23 protein-coding genes and 2 pseudogenes are annotated in these 24,663 nt (G+C 67.7%); 10 read left to right on the plus strand and 15 right to left on the minus strand.

Features of this window, described 5'->3' with window-relative positions; translation table 11 throughout:
- Positions 1–55: 55 nt before the first annotated feature.
- Positions 56–514 carry a hypothetical protein gene (locus DL519_RS12900; protein WP_190814961.1) on the minus strand — a complete coding sequence of 153 codons (459 nt, stop codon included), beginning with the start codon at positions 512–514 and terminating at the stop codon, positions 56–58.
- 372 nt (positions 515–886) lie between these two features.
- Here DL519_RS12900 and DL519_RS12905 point away from each other — a divergent pair, with 372 nt between their 5' ends.
- The 6 genes and pseudogenes from DL519_RS12905 to DL519_RS12930 all read left to right on the plus strand — a co-directional run bounded on the left by DL519_RS12905 (position 887) and on the right by DL519_RS12930 (position 5,451).
- On the plus strand, positions 887–1,294 hold the full coding sequence (locus tag DL519_RS12905; RefSeq protein WP_190814963.1) for a hypothetical protein: 408 nt from the start codon (positions 887–889) through the stop codon (positions 1,292–1,294).
- A 67-nt stretch (positions 1,295–1,361) separates the two neighbouring features.
- Positions 1,362–2,633, plus strand: coding sequence for a nucleotide sugar dehydrogenase (locus tag DL519_RS12910; protein ID WP_190814969.1), 1,272 nt, complete (start codon positions 1,362–1,364; stop codon positions 2,631–2,633).
- A gap of 107 nt (positions 2,634–2,740) precedes the next feature.
- Positions 2,741–3,433, plus strand: coding sequence for a phosphatase PAP2 family protein (locus DL519_RS12915; RefSeq protein WP_190814971.1), 693 nt, complete (start codon positions 2,741–2,743; stop codon positions 3,431–3,433).
- A 143-nt stretch (positions 3,434–3,576) separates the two neighbouring features.
- Positions 3,577–3,899 (plus strand): annotated as a pseudogene (locus tag DL519_RS12920) (hypothetical protein); the annotation flags it as partial.
- Positions 3,896–4,882, plus strand: coding sequence for a PD40 domain-containing protein (locus DL519_RS12925; RefSeq protein WP_190814973.1), 987 nt, complete (start codon positions 3,896–3,898; stop codon positions 4,880–4,882). The pseudogene DL519_RS12920 and the gene DL519_RS12925, both read left to right, overlap by 4 nt.
- Before the next feature lie 311 nt (positions 4,883–5,193).
- Positions 5,194–5,451 carry a hypothetical protein gene (locus tag DL519_RS12930; RefSeq protein ID WP_190814975.1) on the plus strand — a complete coding sequence of 86 codons (258 nt, stop codon included), beginning with the start codon at positions 5,194–5,196 and terminating at the stop codon, positions 5,449–5,451.
- Here the strand turns inward: DL519_RS12930 and DL519_RS49930 are convergent.
- Both DL519_RS49930 and DL519_RS12935 read right to left on the minus strand, forming a co-directional pair.
- Positions 5,411–5,734 (minus strand): annotated as a pseudogene (locus tag DL519_RS49930) (hypothetical protein); the annotation flags it as partial. The gene DL519_RS12930 and the pseudogene DL519_RS49930 sit on opposite strands and share 41 nt — an antisense overlap.
- 94 nt (positions 5,735–5,828) lie before the next feature.
- Positions 5,829–6,233: a VOC family protein gene (locus tag DL519_RS12935; RefSeq protein ID WP_190814977.1), complete on the minus strand. Its 405-nt coding sequence runs from the start codon at positions 6,231–6,233 to the stop codon at positions 5,829–5,831.
- Positions 6,234–6,387: 154 nt separating this feature from the next.
- Here DL519_RS12935 and DL519_RS12940 point away from each other — a divergent pair, with 154 nt between their 5' ends.
- Positions 6,388–7,242 carry a DUF1326 domain-containing protein gene (locus DL519_RS12940; RefSeq protein ID WP_190814979.1) on the plus strand — a complete coding sequence of 285 codons (855 nt, stop codon included), beginning with the start codon at positions 6,388–6,390 and terminating at the stop codon, positions 7,240–7,242.
- A gap of 63 nt (positions 7,243–7,305) precedes the next feature.
- Positions 7,306–8,067 (plus strand): DUF2182 domain-containing protein, encoded by a 762-nt coding sequence (locus tag DL519_RS12945; RefSeq protein WP_223838892.1) that lies wholly within the window; start codon positions 7,306–7,308, stop codon positions 8,065–8,067.
- A gap of 565 nt (positions 8,068–8,632) precedes the next feature.
- On the opposite strand, the gene DL519_RS12950 is transcribed toward DL519_RS12945, so the two are convergent.
- Positions 8,633–9,193 carry a winged helix-turn-helix domain-containing protein gene (locus DL519_RS12950; RefSeq protein ID WP_397545048.1) on the minus strand — a complete coding sequence of 187 codons (561 nt, stop codon included), beginning with the start codon at positions 9,191–9,193 and terminating at the stop codon, positions 8,633–8,635.
- 92 nt (positions 9,194–9,285) lie between these two features.
- On the opposite strand from DL519_RS12950, the gene DL519_RS12955 reads away from it, so the two are divergent.
- Both DL519_RS12955 and DL519_RS12960 read left to right on the plus strand, forming a co-directional pair.
- Positions 9,286–10,326, plus strand: a complete 1,041-nt coding sequence (locus DL519_RS12955) for an IS630 family transposase (protein WP_190814986.1) — start codon at positions 9,286–9,288, stop codon at positions 10,324–10,326.
- Between the two features lie 176 nt (positions 10,327–10,502).
- A complete protein-coding gene (locus DL519_RS12960) occupies positions 10,503–10,661 on the plus strand; it encodes a hypothetical protein (RefSeq protein WP_190814987.1) in 159 nt (52 codons plus the stop codon).
- 496 nt (positions 10,662–11,157) lie between these two features.
- Here DL519_RS12960 and DL519_RS12965 read toward each other — a convergent pair whose 3' ends face one another.
- The 11 genes from DL519_RS12965 to DL519_RS13015 all read right to left on the minus strand — a co-directional run bounded on the left by DL519_RS12965 (position 11,158) and on the right by DL519_RS13015 (position 24,402).
- Positions 11,158–12,198 carry an IS630 family transposase gene (locus DL519_RS12965; RefSeq protein ID WP_190814986.1) on the minus strand — a complete coding sequence of 347 codons (1,041 nt, stop codon included), beginning with the start codon at positions 12,196–12,198 and terminating at the stop codon, positions 11,158–11,160.
- A gap of 299 nt (positions 12,199–12,497) precedes the next feature.
- Positions 12,498–13,154, minus strand: a complete 657-nt coding sequence (locus tag DL519_RS12970) for a GntR family transcriptional regulator (RefSeq protein ID WP_190814989.1) — start codon at positions 13,152–13,154, stop codon at positions 12,498–12,500.
- Between the two features lie 4 nt (positions 13,155–13,158).
- Positions 13,159–14,874 carry a thiamine pyrophosphate-binding protein gene (locus DL519_RS12975; protein ID WP_190814991.1) on the minus strand — a complete coding sequence of 572 codons (1,716 nt, stop codon included), beginning with the start codon at positions 14,872–14,874 and terminating at the stop codon, positions 13,159–13,161.
- Complete coding sequence (locus DL519_RS12980) at positions 14,871–16,034, minus strand: M20 metallopeptidase family protein (RefSeq protein ID WP_190814992.1); 1,164 nt, start codon at positions 16,032–16,034, stop codon at positions 14,871–14,873. The genes DL519_RS12975 and DL519_RS12980 overlap by 4 nt, the downstream gene beginning before the upstream one ends.
- Positions 16,031–16,939, minus strand: coding sequence for an LLM class flavin-dependent oxidoreductase (locus DL519_RS12985; protein ID WP_190814994.1), 909 nt, complete (start codon positions 16,937–16,939; stop codon positions 16,031–16,033). Before DL519_RS12985 ends, DL519_RS12980 begins: the two co-directional genes overlap by 4 nt.
- Positions 16,936–18,750 carry a hydantoinase B/oxoprolinase family protein gene (locus tag DL519_RS12990; RefSeq protein WP_190814996.1) on the minus strand — a complete coding sequence of 605 codons (1,815 nt, stop codon included), beginning with the start codon at positions 18,748–18,750 and terminating at the stop codon, positions 16,936–16,938. The genes DL519_RS12985 and DL519_RS12990 overlap by 4 nt, the downstream gene beginning before the upstream one ends.
- The gene (locus tag DL519_RS12995; RefSeq protein ID WP_190814998.1) at positions 18,743–20,779 is read right to left on the minus strand and encodes a hydantoinase/oxoprolinase family protein; all 2,037 of its coding nucleotides are present in this window, start codon (positions 20,777–20,779) and stop codon (positions 18,743–18,745) included. The genes DL519_RS12990 and DL519_RS12995 overlap by 8 nt, the downstream gene beginning before the upstream one ends.
- Positions 20,776–21,579 (minus strand): ABC transporter permease, encoded by an 804-nt coding sequence (locus tag DL519_RS13000; protein WP_190815000.1) that lies wholly within the window; start codon positions 21,577–21,579, stop codon positions 20,776–20,778. The genes DL519_RS12995 and DL519_RS13000 overlap by 4 nt, the downstream gene beginning before the upstream one ends.
- Positions 21,576–22,406 carry an ABC transporter permease gene (locus DL519_RS13005; RefSeq protein WP_190815002.1) on the minus strand — a complete coding sequence of 277 codons (831 nt, stop codon included), beginning with the start codon at positions 22,404–22,406 and terminating at the stop codon, positions 21,576–21,578. The genes DL519_RS13000 and DL519_RS13005 overlap by 4 nt, the downstream gene beginning before the upstream one ends.
- A complete protein-coding gene (locus tag DL519_RS13010) occupies positions 22,403–23,467 on the minus strand; it encodes an ABC transporter ATP-binding protein (protein WP_190815004.1) in 1,065 nt (354 codons plus the stop codon). Before DL519_RS13010 ends, DL519_RS13005 begins: the two co-directional genes overlap by 4 nt.
- Entirely contained in the window at positions 23,467–24,402 is a 936-nt protein-coding gene (locus tag DL519_RS13015) for an ABC transporter substrate-binding protein (RefSeq protein WP_190815006.1), read from the minus strand. The genes DL519_RS13010 and DL519_RS13015 overlap by 1 nt, the downstream gene beginning before the upstream one ends.
- Positions 24,403–24,663: the final 261 nt, after the last annotated feature.

Consider the following 24,663-nt stretch of genomic DNA (forward strand, 5'->3'; position numbering starts at 1 on the left):
CAGCGGATTCCGCACGTCCACACCCCACCACAATGATCAACAAAGGAAACCAAGATCACTTCAAACCCGCCTCGGTGGATTGGGGCTCAGCGGCGCCGGCCAGCACCGGAGTCTGCCGGGCCAGGCCCACCAGGCACTCCCGCGCGGCCGACTCCACCTGCCGGGCATGCCCCCACGTCAAAGCACGCAGAAACGTGCCCACAGTGGACGGTGCCCGGATCCCGCCGAACAACTTCGGCATCGCCCCATGCCGGATCACATCGAGATCATCAATGCTGTCGGCGCCGGTGAGCATCCCGGCCACGATCGAGCCCACCTTCGCATCCGCATTCGCACCCTCCGAACCGGGAACCCGGACACCCTCGGCGACAAGCTCGGACAACCCGACGCGTTCGGCCAACCGCATCACCGGAACCAGCCCCGCCGAAGCCACCAGATTCGCATCGTCGAACACCGCGCTCACCCGCGCCGCACTATGAGAAGATCGCACCTGCGAGATGCCCTTCCAATCCATGTTGATCGATCCCTACGCAAGATCAATCATCCCAGGTCAGAAGGGCATCTCGTGCTCTCGCCACCGAACCGTTACCCAAGATCATCGGTGGATTGGGGCTAAGTGGGTATCCGAGGAAAAGTTGGCCACACGCCTGCCGGCACAGTCCGTGTCGTGTCTCGCGGAACGCGTGGCCGCCCGATTCGAGGGCAAGCACGAAGCGCTACCAAGCAACGCCGTCCGTAACAGTGCGGTGGAAATCAGCCGATGTACCGGACGCTGACGTTGGAAAATTTCCATCGGTTTGGCCAACTGGGGGTCTGATCGGGTTGAGCGCAAAAAACACGATTGGCAGTGATCGGATGCAGGAACTGGGGTTCGAAGCATGTTCGCGTGCTCAGCACGTTGCTCGCCTCCCGCCTCGTCGAGATCGTGGCTGAACAGCAGGTCCAGCTCGTGGTCGGGCATACGTTCGAATACAACGCTGACCGGGAGCCTGCTGCGCTGGGCACCGCAAGCGCACGCCTGCACTGGTCGGGCGGCGGGTGGCGCTACGGCGGTCGCCAGTTCGACCGCTACGAATCGGTCTCCGTGCAACCCGGCCTCGGCGACCGCATCCGGGTGGTCGTCACCGTCGGCATCTCGGCGATCCCGTTCCCGCGGATGATCGCCGCGCTCCTACCGCTGCTCGCCCCAGACTGGGTCCTGCACCTCGCGACCGGCCGCCCGGTCGACGTGCTGTGGCAGACCGGCGCCAACCCAGTGCTCGGCGGCGCGCTGCTTAACCGGTGCTTCTACTAGTTCCGGCAACAACTTTCGCCAAATCAGAACGCGCCGGGCGAGAGGCCGGCGCGGGTAAGGGGGCGGCATGATCTCCAGTGCAGGTGGTCGCGTGGTCGTCATCGGGCAGGGTTATGTGGGCCTGCCGCTCGCGATGCGCGTCGTCGAGGTCGGCTACGACGTGGTCGGCTTCGACACCGACAAGGACCGCATCGACCTGCTCAAGCGAGCGAGCACGTTCATCGACGACGTCGACGACGTCGAGCTCGCCACGGCCCTGGCCTCGGGAAGATACCGGCCCACCAGCGACCGCAGCGCGCTGGCCGGGTTCGAGACCGCTGTGGTCTGCGTGCCCACACCACTGCGCGACGGCGCCCCGGACCTGGACCACATCGAGGAGGCGGCGCGGATGCTGGCCGGGCATCTCATGCCGGGCTGCTGCGTGATCCTGGAGTCCACCACGTATCCGGGCACCACCGAGGAGATCTTCGTTCCGATCCTGGAAGCCGGATCGGGTCTGCGCGCGGGCGTGGAATTCTCAGTCGGCTACAGCCCGGAGCGCATCGACCCGAGCAACCGGACCTGGCGCTTCCACAACACGCCCAAGATCGTGTCCGGTGTGGACGCCAAGTCCACCGCAGTGGTCCGGGAGTTCTACGACTCGCTGGTGGAGTGCACCGTGCCGGTTCCGGGCACCCGCGAGGCTGAGCTGACCAAGCTGCTAGAGAACACCTTCCGGCACGTCAACATCGCGTTGGTCAACGAGCTGGCGGTGCACTGCCACGGGCTCGGCGTGGACGTGTGGTCGGTGATCGACGCGGCGGCCAGCAAACCCTTCGGGTTCATGCGGTTCACGCCCGGTCCGGGCGTGGGCGGCCACTGCCTGCCGATCGATCCGACGTACCTGTCCTGGCAGTCCCGGCGCGCGCTGGGGCAGGCGTTCCGGTTCGTCGACCTCGCCAACGACGTCAACGAGCACATGCCCGACTACGTCGTCGTCCGGGCCGTCGAGCACCTCAACCGGCGGCACAAAGCGGTCAACGGCAGCAGGATCCTGTTGGCGGGACTGGCGTACAAGCTGAACTCCGGCGACGCCCGGCACTCCCCGGCGATGAGCGTGGCCAAGCGGCTCAACGCGCTCGGCGCCGAACTGTGCGCCGTGGATCCACTGATCGACCCGGCGCAGGTGCCGGTGGACGTGCAGATGGTGTCGTGCGCCCCGGAGCAGATAGCGCGCGCCGACCTTGTGATCGTGCTGACCGACCACGACGCCTTCGACTGGGAGTTGTTGGAACGCCACGCCGATCGGGTGCTCGACACGCGGAACCGGGTGCGCGCCGCGGGAGTGGAAAAGCTGTGAGGGATCCGAGCAGACGGTCCGCCAGGTGGCAGGAAAGCACGTTTGCAACCGGTTCTCCCGCAGAACGGCGAGTGGACACCGTCACCTCGGGAGGACCACGAGCACCGTTGATCACACGTCGGGTCCGGCGCCCGGCGGGACTTGCTGCGATCGCGTGCGCCCTCGTCGTCCTGGTGCTTGGTGCCCGCCACGGTGGGCAGGCCGGGCCGGGTGGCCTCGATCTCGCGGTCGAGTACTGGCTGCGCAGCCACATCGCCGACCAGCAGCTCCGAGTCCTGCACGAGATCGCCGAGCTCGGTGACCGCAGGCCCACGATGGCCGCGACCGCCCTCGTCGCCGGCATCGGATATCTCAGCGGACGCTGGACGCACGTGCTGCTCGCGGCACTCGCGCCCGCCACGGCCATTGTGCTCAGCCAACTGCTGAAGCCGCTGATCGGCCGCACGATCAACGATTACTGGGCACTGCCCAGCGGACACACGACCGGACTGGTCGCGCTCCTGGCCGTGGTAGGCGTGTTCCTTCTACATCGCACCAATATTTACATCTCAGTTCTCAGTGGACTTGCATTCGCCGGGATCGGTTTCGTGGCCACCGTCATGGTCGTGGTGATGATCCGGATGCACCTGCACTACACCACCGATGTCGTGGCAGGAGGATGCCTGGCGTTCTCCGCGGTGGTCGGGATCGCCCTCCTGCTGGACCGGCTGGACGAGGGCGAGCGATGCGAAACCGACGGACGAACAGCAACCATGCCACCGGGTTCAAAGGTTACTCCGACCAGCGGGCAACGGAAGTAACTCTCCACCGCACACCGCCGATCCCGGCGTCCTCGACCAGCGCGTGGTCGGCCGCTGAATTCTGCCCGGCGTCGTAGACCACGGTCAGCGACTCGACCTGTGCGGTCAGGTCCTGGTAGCGGGGAGGGCAGGTGGGCCGCGGCGGTCCGCTGAGCGGATGGCCGCTAGTGGTTGCGGTGCTCGGCCTCTACGGCGTCTTCTACGCGGCCACCGACGGTGTCCTGATGGCACTGGCGGGCCGCTGCTGCCAAAAGGATTGCGCACCACCGGAATCGCGCTCGTGCAAAGCGGCCAAGCCGTGGCCTACCTCCTGTCTTCCATCCTTTTCGGCCTCGCATGGCAGACCTGGGGGCCGGAGATCGCCAGCCGGATGGCGGCAGGCGGGGTGCTGATCGCACTGGTGGCTACCGCAGTTCTGCTGGGCGTCGGGCGCACTGACCACAACCGCACGGAGGAAACTTCATGACCAGCCGCCTCGTCGGCAGCGAACGGACCCGCATCGCCATCGCCGCGACAGCAGCAGTAATCCTCGCTGCAGTCGCCATCGGCTACACATGGCTGGCCGCCCGGCCCAGCCACGACGACACCGCCGAGGCGAGCACGCCGACGCAAGGGGGCGTGACGATTACCGGCTCCCAGCTGGTCATGCTCAGCAATGGCCAGCTCAGCACAGTGGCCCGCGACAATCCCGGCGGCCCTCTAACGATCACTCCTCTCCAATGCGACCGCGCCTACGCAGCCGCGAACACCGTCGCCTGTCTGCCACCAGCAGATGCCTTCGTTGGCACGAAGCTTGTCGTCCTGGACCGCCGACTGCGAGAACAACGAAGCATCCCGTTGACGGGCTTCCCCAACCGACTCCGTGTCTCGCCGAGCGGGCACCTGTTCATCGACGGACACAGCTACGCAGCAGGCCGATTCTCCACCAGCACCGGCATCCTCGACACGCGCACCGGCCAATTCCACCAGACACTGGAAGAATTCACCGTCTTCCGCGACGGCAGGCCCTATCAGGCCTCCGACATCAACTACTTGGGTGTCACCTTCTCCAACGACGACAACCGGTTCTACGCCACCATGTCCACCGCGGGCCATCGCTACCTCGTCGAAGGTGACTTCGCGGCCAAAACCGTCCGCACTCTCCGCGACAACGTCGAATGCCCTTCACTGTCTCCGGACGGCACTCGCATCGCATACAAGTCGGCGATCGACGGCGACCCCAACCGCGGCTGGCGCCTGTCCGTCCTGGACCTTGCGACGCAACAAATCACCCCACTGGCCGAAACCCGCAGCGTCGACGACCAGCCCGCCTGGCTCGACAACACCACCGTCGCCTACGCCCTGCAACGCAGCGACGGCGTCAACGACACCTGGGCCGTCCCCGCCAACGGCTCAGGCACGCCCGAACTGCTGGTGCCCGAGGCGAACTCCCCGGCAGCACTCAGCTGACACCACGTCCCATTGATCTCCTGACCGGTCGGCATCGGGCAGTCACCGGGATGATGACGCGGTTGATCCTGGCCACGGCCTCCTCTGGTCAGCAGACCGCGGTCGCGCCGGATTCGAGGGCCAGCTTCCGGCGGCACGCGAGGCAGCGCGGCTCGCACTGGCACCAGTCCAGGGCCCGCGATGACGTGGCAGGAACAGCTGCGGCTCGTGATCAAGCGCGAGATGACCTTCGCAAGGAGCTCGACGAAACCCTTCTGCCCTGGCCCGACTGTGAATGGAATGGTCTGCCTGGGACCTGGCAGGGAGGAGCCATGGCCACAGCAGCCAAAGGTACCGAGGAAAGTGCGGAGCAAGGTCGGCCGGAGCCGGCCGAGCAGATCGCTGCCGCCATCCTGATCCCGGTGGACGTTGCCCGGCGCGTGCTCCCCGAGAACGGGCTGCCGATCTACCTCGGCATCGGCGCTCTGGCATTGGTGGATCTCATCGACTGGCCGGTCGCCGTCGCCGCGGGTCTCGGGTACTACGTGCTCAAGCGCTGGAAGCCGACGGAATCGGCGGCCGGCCACTGATCTGGTGTCCTGCCCAGCGTTCGGCGATTCGTCGCCCGAGGCAAGAGCCCAGTGCGTTAGCAGCGCACGCTGGGATCTGCGCGGGGCCACGTGAGCACAGCGAACCCGCGTTCGCCCAGGCATCGCAGCCCGGCCGTAAGACGTTGTAGGTGTGGGTATCAACATCGAGCACCTGGCCGGCTGGCTGCTCCACGCGCTGGCCCATGGCCGAGGGGTGCACCGGGTAGCCGTTGGAGTCCAACCGAATGTAATCATCACGCGGCAGCTGCAGTGTCGAGCGCCACCCGCACCGGAGCGATCGACGTTAGCGTTAGCATGCCGGCCTGATCGGCCGGGCCGACACTGACAGCGGTCTCGGCCACGCCTGGCGCCGGAGTTCAGCCGGCGGGCGGGGCGAAGAACTCGAGCGCGATGTTGTCGGGGTCGCGAAACGAAAGACCGGAACCGTAGTGCGCGTCGACGATCCCGCCGTGCTGGATGCCGAGCTCGTCAAGCCGCGTACGCCACGATTCAAGCTCCGATCGGTCCGTGCACGCGAACGCGACGTGGTCCAGGCCGCTCCGGTGCTCGTCGAACGGCCCACCTGTGGCTCCGCCCGGGTGGGCGTGCAGACCGAACATTTGCCCACCGTCAAGCTCGAAGACCGTGTGGTGGAAACCGCCGGTCGTCTCGTCCTCGTCGAGCACGGGTTTCGCACCGAACAGGGTGGTGTACCAGCGCGTGCTGCGGTCGAGATCGGTCACAGTGATCGCCACGTGGGCGATCGACGGGAACGCAGGCATGAGGTTCCTCCTCGTATCAAGCTCATTGCGACGTCGGCGATTGTGGCCGCCGCCGCGCAGGTTCGCCGCCTCAGTGCTTGTCCTGCGCCCGGCCTTACCGAGTCCGTCCAGTACGTGCCCAGAACGCGCTGGATAGGGGCGATGCCGGTGCTCGGTGTTCGACAAGCGGGTGTTGAGGCCCCATGACGTGATGGGCGCACCACCCAGGGGGCAAGATCGCGGCATCGATATTCTCCGGATCGAGTACGACGCGATCGTGGAGAGCGGTGGGGCAGAAGGCCTCTGGCTGCCCCTGGTCGTGGGATTTTTACTTGAGGTGTCGCCGCGGTGGCGCCTTGTGACGTCATGCTCGTTCATGAGTGGGTGTTGCTGCCCGCGGCGGGCGATTGGTTGCTGCGTCCGGGAGGAGTGCGATATGGGATTCACCGTCGAGGGCGATTACTTCGAGGCTTGCAGCTGTGCGGTCAGCTGTCCCTGTGTCTTCCTCGGACCGGCGACGGAGGATGCTTGTGATCTTTTCTGCGCCTGGCGGGTCGAGCGCGGCGAGAAAGACGGCGTCGATCTGGCGGGGTTGAACGCGGCGCTCGCGGTGCACACGCCGAAGCAGATGACCGACGGGAATTGGCGGGTGGCGCTTTACCTCGATGACCGCGCGTCCTCGGAGCAGCGGGAGGCGCTCGGAGCGATCTTCTCCGGGCAGGCTGGTGGTCATCTGGCGAATCTGGTACCCCTGATCGCCGAAGTAGCCGGCGTGGAGGCCGTTCCCATCGAGTTCGAGTCGCCGAACGGGAAGGGCTCGGTCCGGGTCGGCGGTGTGCTCACGGTGCGGGCGGAGCAGAGCGTCGGCATGGACGGCGAGAAGCCGTCGGTGATCACCAATCCGCCGTTCGGCGCCGTGGCGCAACCCGTGCGGCAGGGACGGTCCACCGAGGTCCGATACGACGGCGCCTGGAGTTTCTCCACCCAGGGGCGCAACGCCTTCTTCACCGAATTCGCCTACTCGGGCTAGGCGATGGGGGCAGTACCCGGAACGGGACCGTTTCGGCCGCAGTCTTCCGGCGGCCGGACTCGGGTGCTGGGCTGGACCTGGGCAGCATTGCTTGTCGCGGCCACTCTTGCATGGGTGCTGACGGTCGGTCAGTCCTGGCGGATGGGAGTCGGGCTGGGGACCATGGGGCTGGCGCTGCCGGTGTTCCTCGCCATGTGGGTCCCGATGTTGGCGGCGATGATGTTTCCCGCCCTGGCGCCCGTCGTCATCCTCTGGGGCAGGTCGATCAACCGAGTGGAGACGGGTACGCGCCGAATCGTGCGGCAGGGCTCGTTCGTCGTCGGCTACATCGTGGTGTGGACCGTGTACGGGCTGGTGGCCTTCGGCCTGCTGCTGGGGGCGGAGCGGCTGGTAGGTCAGTCGCCCGGCGACGCGCGGTGGATTGGTGCGGGGGTCTACCTTGCTGCGGGGCTGTACCAGCTGACGCCGCTGAAGCGGGTGTGTCTGCGGCATTGCCGGTCTCCGCTAGGACAGTTCCTGCGCTTCGGGTCGCTGCGGGGACCAGGAGTCGACTTTCGGGTGGGCCTGCTCCACGGCGGGTACTGCGTGGGCTGCTGCTGGGCGCTGATGCTCATCCTGGTCGGCGTCGGCGTGATGAACCTGGTGGCCATGGTCGCGCTCACCGCGCTGATCTTTCTGGAAAAGGTGTGGCGACATGGAAACGCTCTTGCCTGGGCAGCCTCGGCCGTTTTCGTCGTGCTGGCAATCCTCGCGCTGTTCCACCCCGGTCTGATCCCCGGCCTGTCCACGAGAGTCCCGGCCTCAGACATGACACCTGGTATGTGACCCGAGATCTGGGGCACCGTTGCCAAATCAACACCACACACGAAGGGGCACATCATCGCGGACCGTCGAACCGTGCAGGCGTACCGGCTGCGCCTGCTCGACGAGCTCCTCAACGACACTCGGCAATCGATCATAAGCAACTGCCATGACCTGACCGTCGTCGGCTGCCGCTGACCCCGGAAGCAGGCGTGAACGTCTCATCCGCCGCACCGGCTCGGGCCGATGAGGCGTTCACCTGATGTCCCTCACCGCCTGCCGCCGCAGCGGCGCCCTCTCCCTCCGGCCCCAAGACCTCGACCCCACCCAATGCCTGATCTTCCTCCGCGAAAAAGGCGAAACCGTCCGCTGGCAGCCCGTCTCCCCCCACCCTGATCACCCATCTCCAGCACCACACCGAAGAACGCGGCGCCCCGCGTGCCGGGCAGCTCCTGCGATACCTCGACGGCCGGCCGATCATCACCCGCCGCTACGACCACCTCTGCAACCGCATCGCCAGACACCTCCCGTGGGTCGCCACCAGCCGGAACAGTCACTGTCTCGGTAGATGTGCAATCCCCGGACACGCCTAACCCACCCACGGAAGAAGCAGAAGAGCCGTAATTCTGCTTGTTTTTATCCGTGGCCACTCGGTTTTGATCCATTCCTCGATCGCCTCTTCATCGCGTTCGGCAGCTCGCCGCGCCGGCCGCTGGCGGCTCCAGCCCAGTCGTTCGCGCAAGATCGTCCAGGTCTGCGTCACCGAATACCGGACGCCGGTCACTCGCTCGATCACCTCACTCACCCTCGCAAGAGTCCACATCCCGGTCGCAAATCCGTTGGCGAGTGGACCTTTGGTCAACTCTGCCTCGACCTCGGCCAACTGCTCGTCGGAGAGCTCGCGCATCCGCCCGGCACAGCCGGCGCCCGCCAGCGCCTCGCGCCCACCGTCCGACCACAACCGATACCACCGCGACACGGCCTGCGCCGACACCCCCAATTCAGAGGCCACCTCAGCCTGTCGCTCGCCCCGATCGAACATCTCCGCCGCCCGCATCCGACGCTCACGCAAAGCATCGAAATCCCGTTTGACGCCAACACGTTTGCTATCACGGGCCCACTCGCCCGACTGTCGCGAAGAACTCGACACCCCACGATCATCCGTGGGGGTTTGTATTGCTGGGCACAAGCAGGTCAACCTATTGATCGGGAACTTATAGGTGTGATCTTCGTTGTTCTGGCATGATCGCTGGTGTGCGGGACGCGCGGAGGTTGTCGCCTGAGGCGCAGGAGGATTTGCGGCGCAGGGTGGTCGCTGCTGTTCATGGTGGGATGAGTCAGGTCGAGGCGGCCCGGGTGTTCGCGGTGGCCCCGCAGTCGGTGTCCAGATGGGTGCAGGCGTGGCGGAAACGTGGCTCGAAGGGTCTCACCGGGCGTCGCCGGGGTCGCAAGCCCGGCGAGCAGAAAGCGTTGAGTGCCCGCCGGCAGCGCAAGCTGCGGTATGCGGTGGCCGAGCACACCCCGGCCACGTTCGGGCTGGCCGGCCTGGTGTGGACCCGCAAGACAGTGGCCGAGCTGATCCGGGTGCGCCACGGCATCGTGTTGAACCTGCGCACCGTCGGCAACTACCTGCGTTCCTGGGGATTGTCGCCGCAGAAACCGATCCGCAAGGCCTACGAACAGGACCCCGAGTCCGTACGCCGATGGCTGGAGGAGGACTACCTGGCCATCGCCGCCCGCGCCCGCCGCGAGGGCGCACTGATCCTGTGGCTGGACCAGACCGGGATCCGCTCCGACGCCACCGTAGCCCGCACCTGGGCACCGGCGGGCCAGACACCGGTGGTGGGCAAAACGGGCAAACGATTCAGCGTGAAAGCGATGTGCGCGATCGGGAACAAAGGCGAGCTGTACTTCACCGTCTACACCGGCTCGTTCAACGGCAAGGTGTTCCTGTCCTTCCTGGACCGGCTGACCCGCCATCTGGACCGCAAAGTCCACCTGATCGTTGACGGACACCCCGTCCACCGCCGCAAGACCATCCAGCAATGGATCACCAAGCACGCTGAGGCGATCGCGATGCACTTCCTGCCGGGATACAGCCCCGAACTCAACCCCGACGAGATACTCAATGCCGACCTCAAACGCACCGTTTCCACCAGCACAGCCCCCAAAACCCGCGCCGAGTTAAAACAAGCGGTCCGCTCCTTCCTCCACCGGCTCCAGAAGCTGCCCGACCGAGTTCGCTCCTACTTCGGCAAACCCGAAGTTCGCTACGCCGCCTAACATCACACATTTGCCACCCGGATCAATAAAACCGAAAGATCATCAGAAGCGCTGAGTTGATCGGAGGTCTTGCCGGAGCCGATCGCCGATCCAACCCAGATCGCCCACCTCGACATACGAAAACGCAAGCGCCTGGGCGGCATCCTCAACGAGTACCAACACGCAGCCTGACGTCGATGGATGACATTCCCGGCAAGCACAGCCGAAAGAAGCTGTTCGAAGCGGGAGTACTTCCGGGCCGCAAAGCAGAACGCGATCTTCAAGAGCGCTTCGCTCAAGCACACTGCGGGCCTATCGGCAACAGCTATGACGCCCCAGAGTTCAACGGCATCTGATCTTGTCTCCCAGCCTGGAGCAGCGTCGCTGATCGCGCTAGTACTCGAACCGAGATCGTGATCTTCACGTTCGATGGAGCGTTGTCGCTGGCAGTAGGCCTGCAGGGCTCGATAATGGTGTCGCCTGCGCCAGTATGAGGGCGAGATGCATAACCAGCCCTTCACAGAGTCTCGGCGCGCCTGAGCGAATCCAGAATCCGTGTGCATCCTGTACGAGCCAGCCCGGGGGGCACTCGCAGCAATCACACCACTCCCCGGGCCGTGTGACCTAAAGATCCGAATCGAAGTGCAACTGGCAATGGAGCGTAGGGCAAGGCGGGCAGAGGCCGATGAGCCGCCTCTGATCTAGATACACGTTACAGAGCAAGGGACTGATCACTCCACCTTGCGGCGCACCCGTAACTGATCACCTTACCTGCCCATCCTCCATCACTCCCGCGCGCAGGATCACGCGCAACAGCTTACTAATATTGATCCGGGTGGCAAATGTGTGATGTTAGGCGGCGTAGCGAACTTCGGGTTTGCCGAAGTAGGAGCGAACTCGGTCGGGCAGCTTCTGGAGCCGGTGGAGGAAGGAGCGGACCGCTTGTTTCAACTCGGCGCGGGTTTTGGGGGCTGTGCTGGTGGAAACGGTGCGTTTGAGGTCGGCATTGAGTATCTCGTCGGGGTTGAGTTCGGGGCTGTATCCCGGCAGGAAGTGCATCGCGATCGCCTCAGCGTGCTTGGTGATCCATTGCTGGATGGTCTTGCGGCGGTGGACGGGGTGTCCGTCAACGATCAGGTGGACTTTGCGGTCCAGATGGCGGGTCAGCCGGTCCAGGAAGGACAGGAACACCTTGCCGTTGAACGAGCCGGTGTAGACGGTGAAGTACAGCTCGCCTTTGTTCCCGATCGCGCACATCGCTTTCACGCTGAATCGTTTGCCCGTTTTGCCCACCACCGGTGTCTGGCCCGCCGGTGCCCAGGTGCGGGCTACGGTGGCGTCGGAGCGGATCCCGGTCTGGTCCAGCCACAGGATCAGTGCGCCCTCGCGGCGGGCGCGGGCGGCGATGGCCAGGTAGTCCTCCTCCAGCCATCGGCGTACGGACTCGGGGTCCTGTTCGTAGGCCTTGCGGATCGGTTTCTGCGGCGACAATCCCCAGGAACGCAGGTAGTTGCCGACGGTGCGCAGGTTCAACACGATGCCGTGGCGCACCCGGATCAGCTCGGCCACTGTCTTGCGGGTCCACACCAGGCCGGCCAGCCCGAACGTGGCCGGGGTGTGCTCGGCCACCGCATACCGCAGCTTGCGCTGCCGGCGGGCACTCAACGCTTTCTGCTCGCCGGGCTTGCGACCCCGGCGACGCCCGGTGAGACCCTTCGAGCCACGTTTCCGCCACGCCTGCACCCATCTGGACACCGACTGCGGGGCCACCGCGAACACCCGGGCCGCCTCGACCTGACTCATCCCACCATGAACAGCAGCGACCACCCTGCGCCGCAAATCCTCCTGCGCCTCAGGCGACAACCTCCGCGCGTCCCGCACACCAGCGATCATGCCAGAACAACGAAGATCACACCTATAAGTTCCCGATCAATAACTGCGCTCCTTCAACTCCGTGGCGATCTCGTCCAACAGCCGGGCCAATCCGTACTCCTGGCCATCGGCCAAGGTGGTCTTGTCGATACCCGATGCTCCCAAGATCACCACCCAGCAAAGCCCCTGACCACAGATTCCTCCAGAAGAGCCACGTCCGATCAATAGCTCCTTGGCGTGTCGGTTCCGTCGTCAACCGGCCTGCGCAACCCCATTCCGGCGATCCACTGTCCACAAAGGCCGGCAAGCGAGCCCGGCGCTCAGTACAGCTTGCGCAGCACGAGCTGCATTGAGAACTCGACGTGCTCCAGCGCGACCTCAGCCGCCTCGGCCGACCTGGCACCGACCACGGCATCGATGAGCGCGCCGTGCTGGCGCGAAGAGCGGTGCAGATCCTCCGCGGTGTAGACGGAGGCGACGCGCGCGTTGAAGTGGAACAGCCGCTGTTCGCGAAGGTCCTCTAACAGCCGGCTGTTGCCGGACGCGGCTGTGATCAGATCATGAAAGATGTCGTTCGTCTTGGCCCGTTCCGCGAGCACGGAGGCGTCCTCGGTGGTCATCAGCTCCCGCTGTGCCTCGATCTCCGCGCGCTGCGCATCGCTCGCGTTCACCGCGGCAAGCCGGGCGGCGTGCGACTCGAGCGCCGCCCGTACGCCGTAAATCTCCACGACCTCCTCGGCGGAGTAGGCGCGCACGACCCACCGGCGGCGCCGCGATTCGGCGAGGCCGTCGGCCGCGAGCCGCTGGATGCTCTCCCGCACGGGGGTCCGGGACACGCCGAGCCGCTCGGCGATCTCGTCCTCCACGAGCGGGGAGCCGGCCAGGATCACGCCGTCGACGATGTCGGCCCGCAGCCTGCGGTAAACCTCTTCGGAAAGCCGGGCGCGGCCTCCGGGAACAGGAGCGCTGGTCGGCATGAGATCAGTACACCGGCCGTTCGCCGTGACCGGCCAGGCCCGCGTCCCACGCCGGCACCGGCGGAGAGTACTCGATGAGGTGCGGCACCACGACGTCGGCATAGCAGGGCCGCGGGTTCGCGGCGAACTCTCCGGCGAGCTTTTCGAGCTCCTCGATCGAAGTCACGGCGGCGCCGTCGATCCCGTTGGCGGCGGCCACCATCACCGCGTCGGTCGGGCCGGGGTCCACGCCGAAGTACCGGCCGCCCGTGTAGAGGTGCTGCAGCATCTTGATCCAGCCCATGCTGTGGTTGGTCAGCTGCACGAACAGGATCGGCAGCGCGAACCTGGCCGCGGTCTCCAGCTCACCGCACGCCATCGCGAAGCTTCCGTCTGCGGTCACGGCGACGACCGGGCGCCCCGGCCGGGCCTTCGCGATGCCGATCGCCGCCGGGATCGCGTATCCCATCGGCCCGTGCCCGCGCGGAATCACGACCCCGCGGCCAGGTCGCGGCTGAGTCCAGAAGGCGGCGACGTTCGGGGTCGGCGTGCCCGGGTCGGCGACGACCGTCGTGCCTTCGCCCAGCAGGCCTCGTACCGTTTCCACCACGGCGCGTGGATAGAGCAACCCGGGCGCGTACTCGGCGGAGGCAGTCGACGGGGTGGCGTTCGCGCGCGCCGAGGCCACCGCCTCCAGCCGCCGCGCCCGCTGTCCGGGCTCCAGCGGTGTCACGGCTCGGCGTAGCTGAGCCAGAACCGTGCGGCAGTCTCCGACGAGCGGGAGCGAGCCGGGGAAGTTACGGCCCGCCCTGGCCTTGTCGATGTCGATCTGGATCACCGTCTGACCGTATCGTGCCGGGGCCGTCCAGCTGTTGGTGTCCGTCGCGTTGGCCCGGGTACCCACGAGCAGCACGACGTCGGCAGCGGCGACGTGGGCGTTGGTGCCAGGCTGGCCCGAGTTGTTGCCCACGATCCCGAGCCGCCACGGATCGCCGGTGCCTACGGCGCCGACGCCGTGGATCGTGGTCGCGATACCCGCGCCGAGTGCTTCTGCCAGCTCGCGCAATTCCTGGTAGGCGCCCGAAATGTGCACGCCGCCGCCCGCGACGAGCACCGGGTGCCGTGCTCCCGCCAGCGCCCGCGCGGCGATCTCGACGGCGGCTTCGTCGGCGTGCTCCCGCCGGGCCGGGGCGGCGATCACACTGGCCCGTGCGGTCGCGGACGTCTGCTCGTCCAGCACATTCTCGGGCACGATCACCACGACCGGCGCCGGACGGTCAGTGATCGCGGTCGTCAATGCCTCCTCGATCGCTGCGGGCAGCTCGTCCGCTCGTTCCACAACGAGCTGTGCCTTGGTGACGGCCGAAAAGAGCCCGCGCTGGTCGATTTCGGTGAGCGCCCCGCTGCCACGGCTAGCGGCGTGGATGTCCGAGCTGATCACGAGCACCGGCACGCCCGAGGCGAACGCGTCTCCCAGCCCGCCGACCGCGTAGGTCGCGCCCCCGCCGCTGGACACCTCGACGACGCCGACCCGGTTGGTGACGCGGGCATACGCGTCGGCCATGTACGCGGCGTGCCGCTCGTCGCGGGCCAGGACGTGCTCGATCTCGCCCGACCGGTGGTAGAACGCGTCGTAGAGCACAACCCCGGTATCACCCGGCACGCCGAACACTGTGGTCACACCACTGCGGATCAGCGCGTCGACGATCACGTCGGCGCCGCGGGTACATCGTTCGGTCATGACTTGGCCTTCCTCGCGGGGTTCAGGTGATGACGGGCGAGACCGGCCAGCAGCGCCGCGGCATCGGGCAGGACACTGTCGTCGAACCGGGCGCGGGGCGAGTGGTTGCCCGCGGTCGCACCGGGCTCCGCCGCGCCCAGGTATCCGTATGCACCGGGGATTTCTCGCAGTACCAGGGAGAAATCCTCCGAGCCGGCGCGCGGATGCTCGAGGTCGCGGTACCGGCCGGCACCGAACAGCCGGATCGCGGTGTCGGCGAACACGGCCGCCGCGACAGGGTCGTTCACGGTCGGCGCCATTACCGGGCGGACGCTTGTGCGGACGGTGAGCCCGTGCGCGGCGGCCACCGAGCCCGCCACCGCGGGCAGCTCGGCCGCGACCCGGGTGGTCGCCGTTTCGGAGAACGTGCGCACCCCGGCTTTCAGGAAACCGTTGTCGGGTATCACATTCGGCGCCGATCCGGCATGCATCTCGCCGACGGTGAGCACCACGGGGTCGAAGGAATCGAACCGGCGGGCGACATACGTGTACAGCGCGGTCACGATCTCGGCCAGCGCTGGGACCGGGTCATGGGCCTCGTGCGGGCGACCGCCGTGCCCGCCGCGGCCCTCGACGGTCACGTCCAGTACCGAGTAGGCGGCCATGACCGGCCCGGGACGGCACAGCACCAGTCCACGCGGCCGGTCGGCGAGGACGTGCAGCGCGTAGGCGAAGTCGGGCCTGGCGCCTGCCGCGTCGAGCAGGCCTTCGTCGAGCATCAGCTGAGCGCCGCCGTGGCCTTCCTCGCCGGGCTGGAACATGAACACGACCTTTCCCGCCAACACTTCGCGCTCCGCGGACAGCAACCGGGCGGCGCCGACGAGAGCCGCGGTGTGCAGATCGTGCCCGCACGCGTGCATGGCGGCGCCCGTGGCGGCGAAGTCGAGCCCGGTGTCCTCACGAACTGGCAGGGCGTCCATGTCACCCCGCAGCAGCACTGCCGGCCCCGGCCGGGCGCCCTCCAGGACCGCGGTCACCGACGTGCATCCGATCCCCGTGGTGATCTTCAGCGGAAGGCCGTCGAGCGCGTCCAGCACTTTCTGCTGGGTCCGGGGCAGGTGCAACCCGACCTCGGGAGCGGCGTGCAGGCTCCGTCGCAGCGCGATCAGGTCCTCGTTCACGGCCGCTCCCCCTTCCGCAGCCGAGGCAGTACGGACTCCACGACCTCGGCAAAGACCTCCAGATCATGCTTGCCCTGTAAGGGAAACGGGAACATGAACTCGGTGATCCCGAGCTCCGCGTAGCGGCCGATCGTGTCGCGGAAGTGCTGCACCGACAGCCAGGGCGTGTCCTGGGTGAACGCAAGCATGAACGACCGGCGCACCGACGCCGGATCGCGGCCGAGGAGCTCGCATTCGGCGTCGAGCAACCGCGAACGGCGCGCGGTTGCGGCAAGGCTCTCATCTGGCGTCAGCGAGATGCCTCGGGCTAGTTGGCTGAACAGGGTGCCGTAGGTGCTCCAGACATCCGCGTAGCGCGCTGCCACCTTGATCGACGCGGGCAGGTGCGCGGCGATCAGCAGCGGGATCGGGTCCGCGACCGGCCCGGGCGCGGAGAAACCCCGGGCCCGGTAATAGGTCCCGCCGACCTCCACCGCACCGCCGTCGAGCATCGCGCGCACGACCGCGCAGTACTCGGCCAGGCGTGGCCCTCGTTCGGCCGCCGGCCACGGGTCGAGCCCGGCGGCAGCGAGGTCCTTCGGGTTACCGCCCAGGCCGATCCCGGCTATCGCACGCCCGCCGGACATATGGTCCAGCGTCACGGCCTGTTTCGCCAGCACGGACGGGTTCCGCAGGCCGATGGCGCTCACCAGCGTGCCGACGGCCACGGTCGAGGTCGCGTTCGCGATCCCGGCGGCCAGCAGCCATGCCTCGAACCGGGGTTTCGCCGTATCGCCGCCGCTCCACAGGTGATCGCCCGCCCACAACGCGTCCCACCCCGCGGCCTCGAAGCCTCGCCAGCGCTCGGCGAGTTCGGGCCACGGTGCCGATTCGTGGGTCATCAAGCCGAAACGCAAGACGGTCACAACGCCCCCTCCAGTACCGCTTGCACGATCTCTTCGGTCACCACACCGTCCGCGGCGCGCCGCTCCGCCTCCAGGTACAGCGTCCGGTAGGTGGTGGCCTGGCGTGCCGGCGGAACACGGCCGAGTACGGCGTCGATCAGCGCACGCTGGCTGGCGCCTGGCCAGCGGCGGTCGTGGGTTTCCCTGGCTTCGCCGAGCGTGAACAGGCCTTCGCCGGGCGGCCGTTCGCCGAGCCCTCCTCCGCCCGGAGTCTCCACCCGCAGCACGTCTCCCCGGTTCAGGGTGATCGTGCGAACCCGGCCCAGGTCGCGTTCGTCCGGCGTGCCAGGGTTCAGGGTCGCGCGGCCCCGCTGCCCCGGCCCCCCGCCGCGTACGCCCCAGGGCTGGTAGACCAGTCTTTCCAGCCCCCGCACCGCGAAGGTCACGTTGTCGTCCAGGCTGCGCAGCTCCACGATCAGCCCGTCCCCGCCCGGAAACGCACCCGCGCCGCCGGAATCCCGGCGGTAGCGGTACTGCTCGACGAGCACGGGCACCTCGGCTTCGAGCACCTCGTTGGGCACGTTGCGCAGCCAGCCGCCCATGTAGCTGGTACCGCGCAGGCCTGGCAGCCCCGGGCGCCCGCCCGAACCGCCGGTCAGCGGCTGCCCGACCGACACGTGCCGACGCCCGGTGACCGGGTCGCGATGCGAGATCGCCGCGATGGCGACGGCTCCGGCACCGGCGGCCATCGCCGCGTCCGGCGCGGCCTGGGCGAGACATCCGAGGACGCAGTCCATGATCCGGAAGAACACCGCCGCGCGGACCCCGCAGGTCGCCCCGGCATGCGGGTTGACCACCGAACCCAGCGGCAGCGTCGCGGTCAGCGGACGGACCAGGCCGGAGTTGTACGGCACCGACTTGTCCTGGGAGTAGAACCAGTTCACCAGCGCGAAGGCCAGCATGTAGTGTCCCGGCTCGCCCCCGGTGTGCAGGTTGATCGCTTCGACGACCTGCGGCGACGTCCCTTCGAACGACAGATGCGCGGTGCGGCCGGAAATCGTGAGCGCCAGCCGCAGCCGGGTAGGCGGCACACTTGCCGCGCCTTCGAGGTAGTCGACGAACTCATAGGTCCCGTCGGCGAGTTCGCCGAGCATGTCCCCCGCTCGGCTTTCGGCGGTGTCCAGCAGATCGGCGACGGCGTCTTTCATCGCCTGCGCGCCAAAGGTTTCGTGGATCTCCCCGATTCGCCGCTGGGCCGTGCGCAACGCGGCGATCTGGGCCTCGATATCGCCGATGTTCTCCCGCGGCACCCGGGAATTGCGGGCGATCAGGGCGAACAGCGCGTCGTTGCGGCGGCCGTCGTCGATCAGCCGCACCGGCGGGATGAGCAGACCCTCCTGGTGCTGGTCGGTCAGGCCCCAGTCGATCGAGCTCGGCACGCTGCCGCCGATGTCCGATGAATGCACGAAACTCAGCGCGAACGCGATGAGCTCGTCGCCGGCGTAGAGCGGGCACCAGGTCCACAGGTCGGGCAGATGCGTGACCAGTCCACCGGTCGCGTCCGGATCGTTGCTGATCCCGACATCGCCGGGCCGGTACTCGCCGAGCGAACGGATCGCGGCACCCGCGGGCACGCCGATCATGGTGTTGCCCGAAATCCGCCGGGGCGCCGCGAAAAGCTCGCCTTCGGGAGTCACCAGGCAGGTGCCGAAATCGGCGGTCTGCTTGACAAACGTGCTGAAGCTCGTACGGCGGATCGTCTCCGCCATCTCCTCCACCACCGCGGAGAACCGGTGCGCCAGGATTTCGAGCCGGACCGGGGAACTACGCATTGGCTTCTCCTCGCAGCCTCAGATTGCCCAACCCGTCCACCGTCGCCCGGAACCCGGACGGGACGAACACCGTGGTGTCGGGTGCGGAAATGACCGCGGGGCCCTGGATTTCCGTGCCGGCGGTTATGCCGGGCCGCCGGTGTACCTCCCCTTTCACGGCACGTCCGTTCTCGACGACGAGATGCGGTCGCACCTGCGCCGGCTCCGCCGTCTGCCGCCGCGCCAGGGGTAGGTTCCCCGCGGCGGCCAGGGTGATCCGCAGGGTCCGCACGTCGATTCCGGCGTCGCCCGGGTCCACGGCGTAGGCCTGCCGGTAGTCCGCGGCGAAGGCTTCGCGCAGCGCGGCGACGGTCGCGGGCACACCGTCGGCGAGCGCGACCGGCAGGGTGAAGGACTGGCCGTCAAGCTGGACGTCGGCCCAGCGGGTGAGCTGGACGTCGGGATGCAGTGTGTGCTCCTGCGCGAGGTACCAGGCGCGCGCCTTGGCGGCCAGCTCTTCCCAGGTCCTGGCGAGCACTTCGTCGGCGACGCGCCAGCCGATCGGTGCGACCAGATCGGCGCGCAGTTCGGTGGAGAGGGCTCCCAGCGCGCACAGCGTGCCGGGCGAGGCGGGGATGAGCACCTCGGCTGTGTGTAGCGCCCGCGCGAGGAGCGCGGCCTGGACCGGCCCCGCCCCGCCGTAGGCGACCAGGACCAGGTCCGCGGTGTCGATACCGCGCTGGGCGCACAGCGGGACGAGTTGGGCGTGCATCATCGCCGTGGCAACGGATATCGCCGACTCGGCGGCCTCCTCAAGGTCCAGTCCGAGCCGGTTCGCGACGGGTTCCAGCGCGGCGCGCGCCGCCGCCACGTCGATCGGCACCGTGCCGGCCGCAAAGTCCTCCGGATCGAGATAGCCGCACACGACGTACGCGTCGGTCAGCGTGGGTTCGGTACCACCGCGGCCATAGCACGCGGGACCGGGCCACGCGCCCGCACTGCGCGGGCCGACCTTGAGCACCCCGGCCGGATCGACCCGGATGACCGAGCTGCCACCTGCACCGATCGAGCTCACCTCGACCGACGGGAGGATCAACGGGAACTCGCCGATCCGGCTCTGCGTCGAGTACGGGATCGCGCCGTCGACCACCGCGCAGTCCACGCTCGTCCCGCCCATGTCCATCGTGATCATCCGGTGTACCCCGGCGGCCGCAGCCAGCCGGATCGCACCCGCGACACCGGATGCGGGGCCGGACAACAGCGTTTCCACTGCGGCGAGCAGGTTTTCGCCTGGGCGCTCGTCGACCGCGGCCACCCCGCCGTTCGACTTGGTGATGTGCAAGGGGCACGACAGGCCCAGTTCGCGGAGTGCTCCCGCCAGCTGGGCGAGGTAAGCACCCAGCGCGCCGCCGACATGCGCGGCGAGCACCGCGACCGTGGCGCGTTCGTACTCCCTTTCTTCGGGCCACAACTGGGCCGAGCACGCGACCGGCAGCTCCGGGAACTCCTCGGCGATCGCCGATGCGGCCGCGCGCTCGTGTTCGGGATGCAGGTGGGCATGCAAGAACGCGACCGCCACGGCCTCGACCCCGCTCGCGACCAGTTCCCGCACCGCACGGCGCACCTCGTCCGGGTCCAGCGCCCGCACCACCACGCCATCGACGGTCACCCGTTCGCTGATCTCACGGACATCGGCCTCGGCGACGAGCGGGGTGCGCTCGGCGGTGAACAGGTCGATCGGATCATCCAGGCGAAGGCGGCCGATGCTGAGTAGATCCGGGAACCCGCGAGTCACGAGCAGACCGACCCGAGCCCCCGACCGCTGCAGAACGGTGTTGAGCGCGAAGGTCTGGCCGTGGGAAAAGTACTCGATCTGCTCCGGTGAGATGCCCGTGCGGTCCAGCACCCGGCGGACTCCGTGCAGGACCGCACGGGCGGGCTGCTCGGCATCGGAGGGAACCTTGTCGGTGACCAGTTCGCCGGTGACGGCGTCGGCGAGCACGACATCGGTGAACGTGCCGCCCACGTCGACGCCCAATCGGTAACTCACATGCGCTCCTTCCGGGTCGCGAACAACCCGGCGCGGCGCCCCGCGAGGGCGACGAGCCCGGTGAGCGCGAGCGAACCGGCGATCATCAGGCTCGACACGGCCGACGTGACCGGATCCTGGTTCTGTTGCAGGCGGAGGAAGATCGCGACCGGCAGCGTCGTGGTATCCGCCGGCATCAGGAATACCGACAGGTCCACCTCGTCGAATGACGTGAGGAACCCGAACACAGCGGCGATGATCATCGACACGCGAATCCGTGGCAGGGTCACGCGCAGGAACGCCTGCCACGGCGTGGCGCCCAGATCGCGTGCGGCCTCCTCCAACTCGGGGTCGAGGTTGGCCAGGCCCGCGCCGACCAGCGACACCACGAACGGAAGCAGGAGCAGGACATGCGCGAACGCGACCCCCCCGACAGTCCCGTATGCCGCCGGGACCAGCGACGCGTACAGCACGAAGAAGCAGAAGCCGGCCACGACGCGCGGCAGGCTCAGCGGGGCGATGAACACCGAACGCAGCAAGGATTTCCCCGGCACATCGAACCGGTGGATCGCGTAGGCCGCACTCGTGCCCAGCACGACAGCCCAGGCGGTGGCGATGGCGGCGACGCGGATCGAATATGCGAAACCTACCTGGAACTGCTCGTTGGCAAGGGCTTCGCTCAGCCAGCGGGTGGTGAACCCGGACGGCAGGCCACTGAGCACCTCGTCCGTGCTCACCGACGCGACGAGGATGACGACGAGCGGCGCGACGATGAAAAGTCCGACCACGGTCAGGAAAACCGTGCGCAGCAAACGGTTCACAACGGCCTCCTCGGTCCGACCAGCCGGCCCAGGAGCCCGAAGATCGCGAGGACGGCCAGGGTGAGCACGAGAAGGACCACCGCCTGCACCGCCGCGTGCGGCCACTGCAGCTGCTGGATGTCGGAGTAGATGCTCTGCGCTAGCACGGTCACGCGCCCGCCACCGAGCAGCGCGGGTGTGGCGAACGCGCTGATCGTCAGCGTGAACGTCAGCTGCGCACCACTGAGCAGGCCTGGCGTGGTGAGCGGCAGCTGCACCTGCCAGAACCGCCGGGCGCGCCGCGCGCCCAGGTCGGCCGCGGCCTCGCTCAGTTCCGCGGGGAGCGTGCGCACGGCGGCCAGGATCGGGAAGAACGCGAACGGCAGCTCGACGTGCACCAGCGCGAGGACCACCCCCGGTTCGTGGTACAGCCAGCTGCCAAGGACACCGCCCAGCGGGCCGCCGGGGCGCAGCAGCATCGCCCACCCGTAGCTGCGGACGACGACGCTGACCAGGATCGGCGAGAAGATCAAGAACAGCATCGCCCCGGCCTGCCACGGTCGGCGCAGCCCGCGCACGCACCACGCCAGCGGATAGCCGATCAGGACACAAAGGACGGTCACGAGCAGGCCGAACCGGAGCGTTGTGCCGACCGTCGACCACAGGTATCCGTCACCGAGCGCGGCCCGCCAGGTGGCGAGATCGAAGGGCGCGAAGAGGGTCGACTTCTGCTCGGTGCGGACGCTGTAGGAAACGAGCAGCAGCGCGAGAGATACGAAGGCGAGGACGAGATACGCCGTTCCGGGCGCCAGCAGGAGCAGGCCGAGCCTGCGGCGCGTGGCCGTCATGCGGGCACCTGGCCGGGAACCCGGCCCAGCCGCCGCACCGCTTCGGCCGGGAACGCAATGCCGACCTGCTGCCCGGGAAAGAGCTCTCCGTGCGACGGGGCGAGTTCCGCGAGTAGTTCGCGGCCCGTGCTCGTGGTCACCGCGACGCGTATCGACTTGCCGGTAAAGCTCGCGGTCTGCACGATCGCCTCGCCGCGGGCGCCGCCATCTTTCGTGCCGACCAGGCGAACATCTTCGGGGCGCACGGCGAGAGCCTCCACACCGGTGCTGTCGATGTCCGGAAAGGCGATGCCGTCAACGGAGTCGGCGGCGTCGAAGATGTTGTTCTCGCCGATGAACCCGGCGACGAACCGGCTGCGGGGCGACTCGTACAGCTCGCGGCCGGTGCCGGCCTGCTCGATCCGGCCCGCGTTCAGCACCGCGATCCGGTCGCCCAGCTCCATCGCCTCGGCCTGGTTGTGCGTCACGCAGACGAACGTCGTGCCGGTCTCCTGCTGCCAGGTCCGCAGCTCGCGGCGCATCCGCAGCTGCAGGCTCAGATCCAGTGCGCTCAGTGGCTCGTCGAGCAGCAACACGTCCGGACGGCGGACCAGCGAGCGGGCGATCGCGACGCGCTGCCGCTGGCCGCCGGAAAGCGTTGCCAGGGCACGGTTTTCATACCCCTCCATCGCGACCAGCTCGAGCATCTCGCCGACCCGGCGGCGTATTTCGGCCTTCGGTGTCTTCCGCGTGCGAAGGCCGAAGGCGATGTTCTCGGCCACGTTCAGGTGCGGGAACAGTGCCCCGCTCTGGAAGACCAGGTTGGTGGGCCGGCGATGCGTCGGCGTGCGGGTGTGGTCCGTCCCTCCGATGTGGAGTGTGCCCGCGTCGGGCAGGTCAAGTCCGGCGATGATCCGCAGCAGCGTTGTCTTCCCGCAGCCCGACGGCCCGAGCAGGCAGAAGAAGCTACTGGACGGGATCGTGAAGTCGACCGCGTCGAGCACCGTGTGCTCGCCGAAGCGGCGGGTCACGCCACGCGCCTCGACGGAGCTGGCGGCGAAACCGGTTGCTGGATGTGCCATCAGATATGGGCCTTGACCTGCTCGTTCCACACCTTGGTCGCGGCCGGGATAGCGGCGACGAGCGCATTCCAGTCGAGGCGGATGGCGTTTTCCACGGTCGAGAGCTGGAAACTGGGCCGGTCGGCGTATTTCGCGTCGAGCTTCGCGCCCTGGACGAGCGGAAGTGTTCCCGTCGCGTTGCAGTAAGCACTGACGTTTTCGGGCGAGAAAATCTGGTTCATGAGTTTCGCCGTAGCGTCGACCTGGGCGTCGCTGGAGCCTTTGACAATCTGGAAACCCTCCGGGAACGCCATCACACCCTCGGTCGGCACGGCGAAGCCGATCGGGTCCCCGGCCTGGATCCACGGCTCGGCCACGCCCTGGAACCCGGGCGCGATCACCACCTCACCGGAGTTGAGCTGCTGGCGCAGGGCGTCCAGAGAGGCGATGAAACCGCGGAACTGGCCCGCCTTCGCCGCGTTCTCGAAGACATCGAGCCCGGGCTGGAGGTTCGATTCACTGCCACCGTTGAGCTTCGCGATCACCGGTAACGCGTTCACGCCGAACGACGGCGCGTCCCACGTGGTGACCTTGCCGCGGTTGGCGGCGGCGAACAGGTCCATCCACGATTTCGGTGGGGTCGGGAATGCCTTCTTGCTGTAGACCAGCCCCATCGCGTCCATCACCAGGTAGGCGCCCCGGCGGTCGGGGACCCGGTACTCCGGCAGGACCTGATCGATCGCGGTGACCGAATCCGGCACCGGCAGCCACAGATTTTGGCCGTTGCCCTGCGAAAAGCTCTGCGCATTGAAGAAACCGAGGTTGACCAGCGGTTTCGAGGCGTTGATCTGAACCGACGAGACGAGCTTCGGGAACGTGTCGGCGTTGGTGCCCTCGATGTACTTGACGGTCACCCCGCTCGCGGCGGCGAAGGCCTTCCCGACCTGCTCGGGCACCGTCCCCTGGGCTCCGGCCCAGTGGAACATCGTGATCTCGGTGCCCGCCGGGCCGCCCCCGGACGAGGACGCCCCACCCGGCGTGCCGCAGGCGGCGAGCACGGTCGCCGCGCCGGCGAGACCCGTCGCGCGGAGGAAACCGCGCCGGGTCAGGGAGAAGTTGGTCATGGGAGATCTCCTGGGCGGGCGAATCGGCCGGATCCGGCTGCGGACCCGTTGTCAGTGCCGTGAACTTCGCATACGAAGTCGCATACGACAAGT

It is taken from the genome of Saccharopolyspora pogona, assembly GCF_014697215.1.
GTDB classification, from domain to species: Bacteria; Actinomycetota; Actinomycetes; order Mycobacteriales; family Pseudonocardiaceae; genus Saccharopolyspora; species Saccharopolyspora hattusasensis.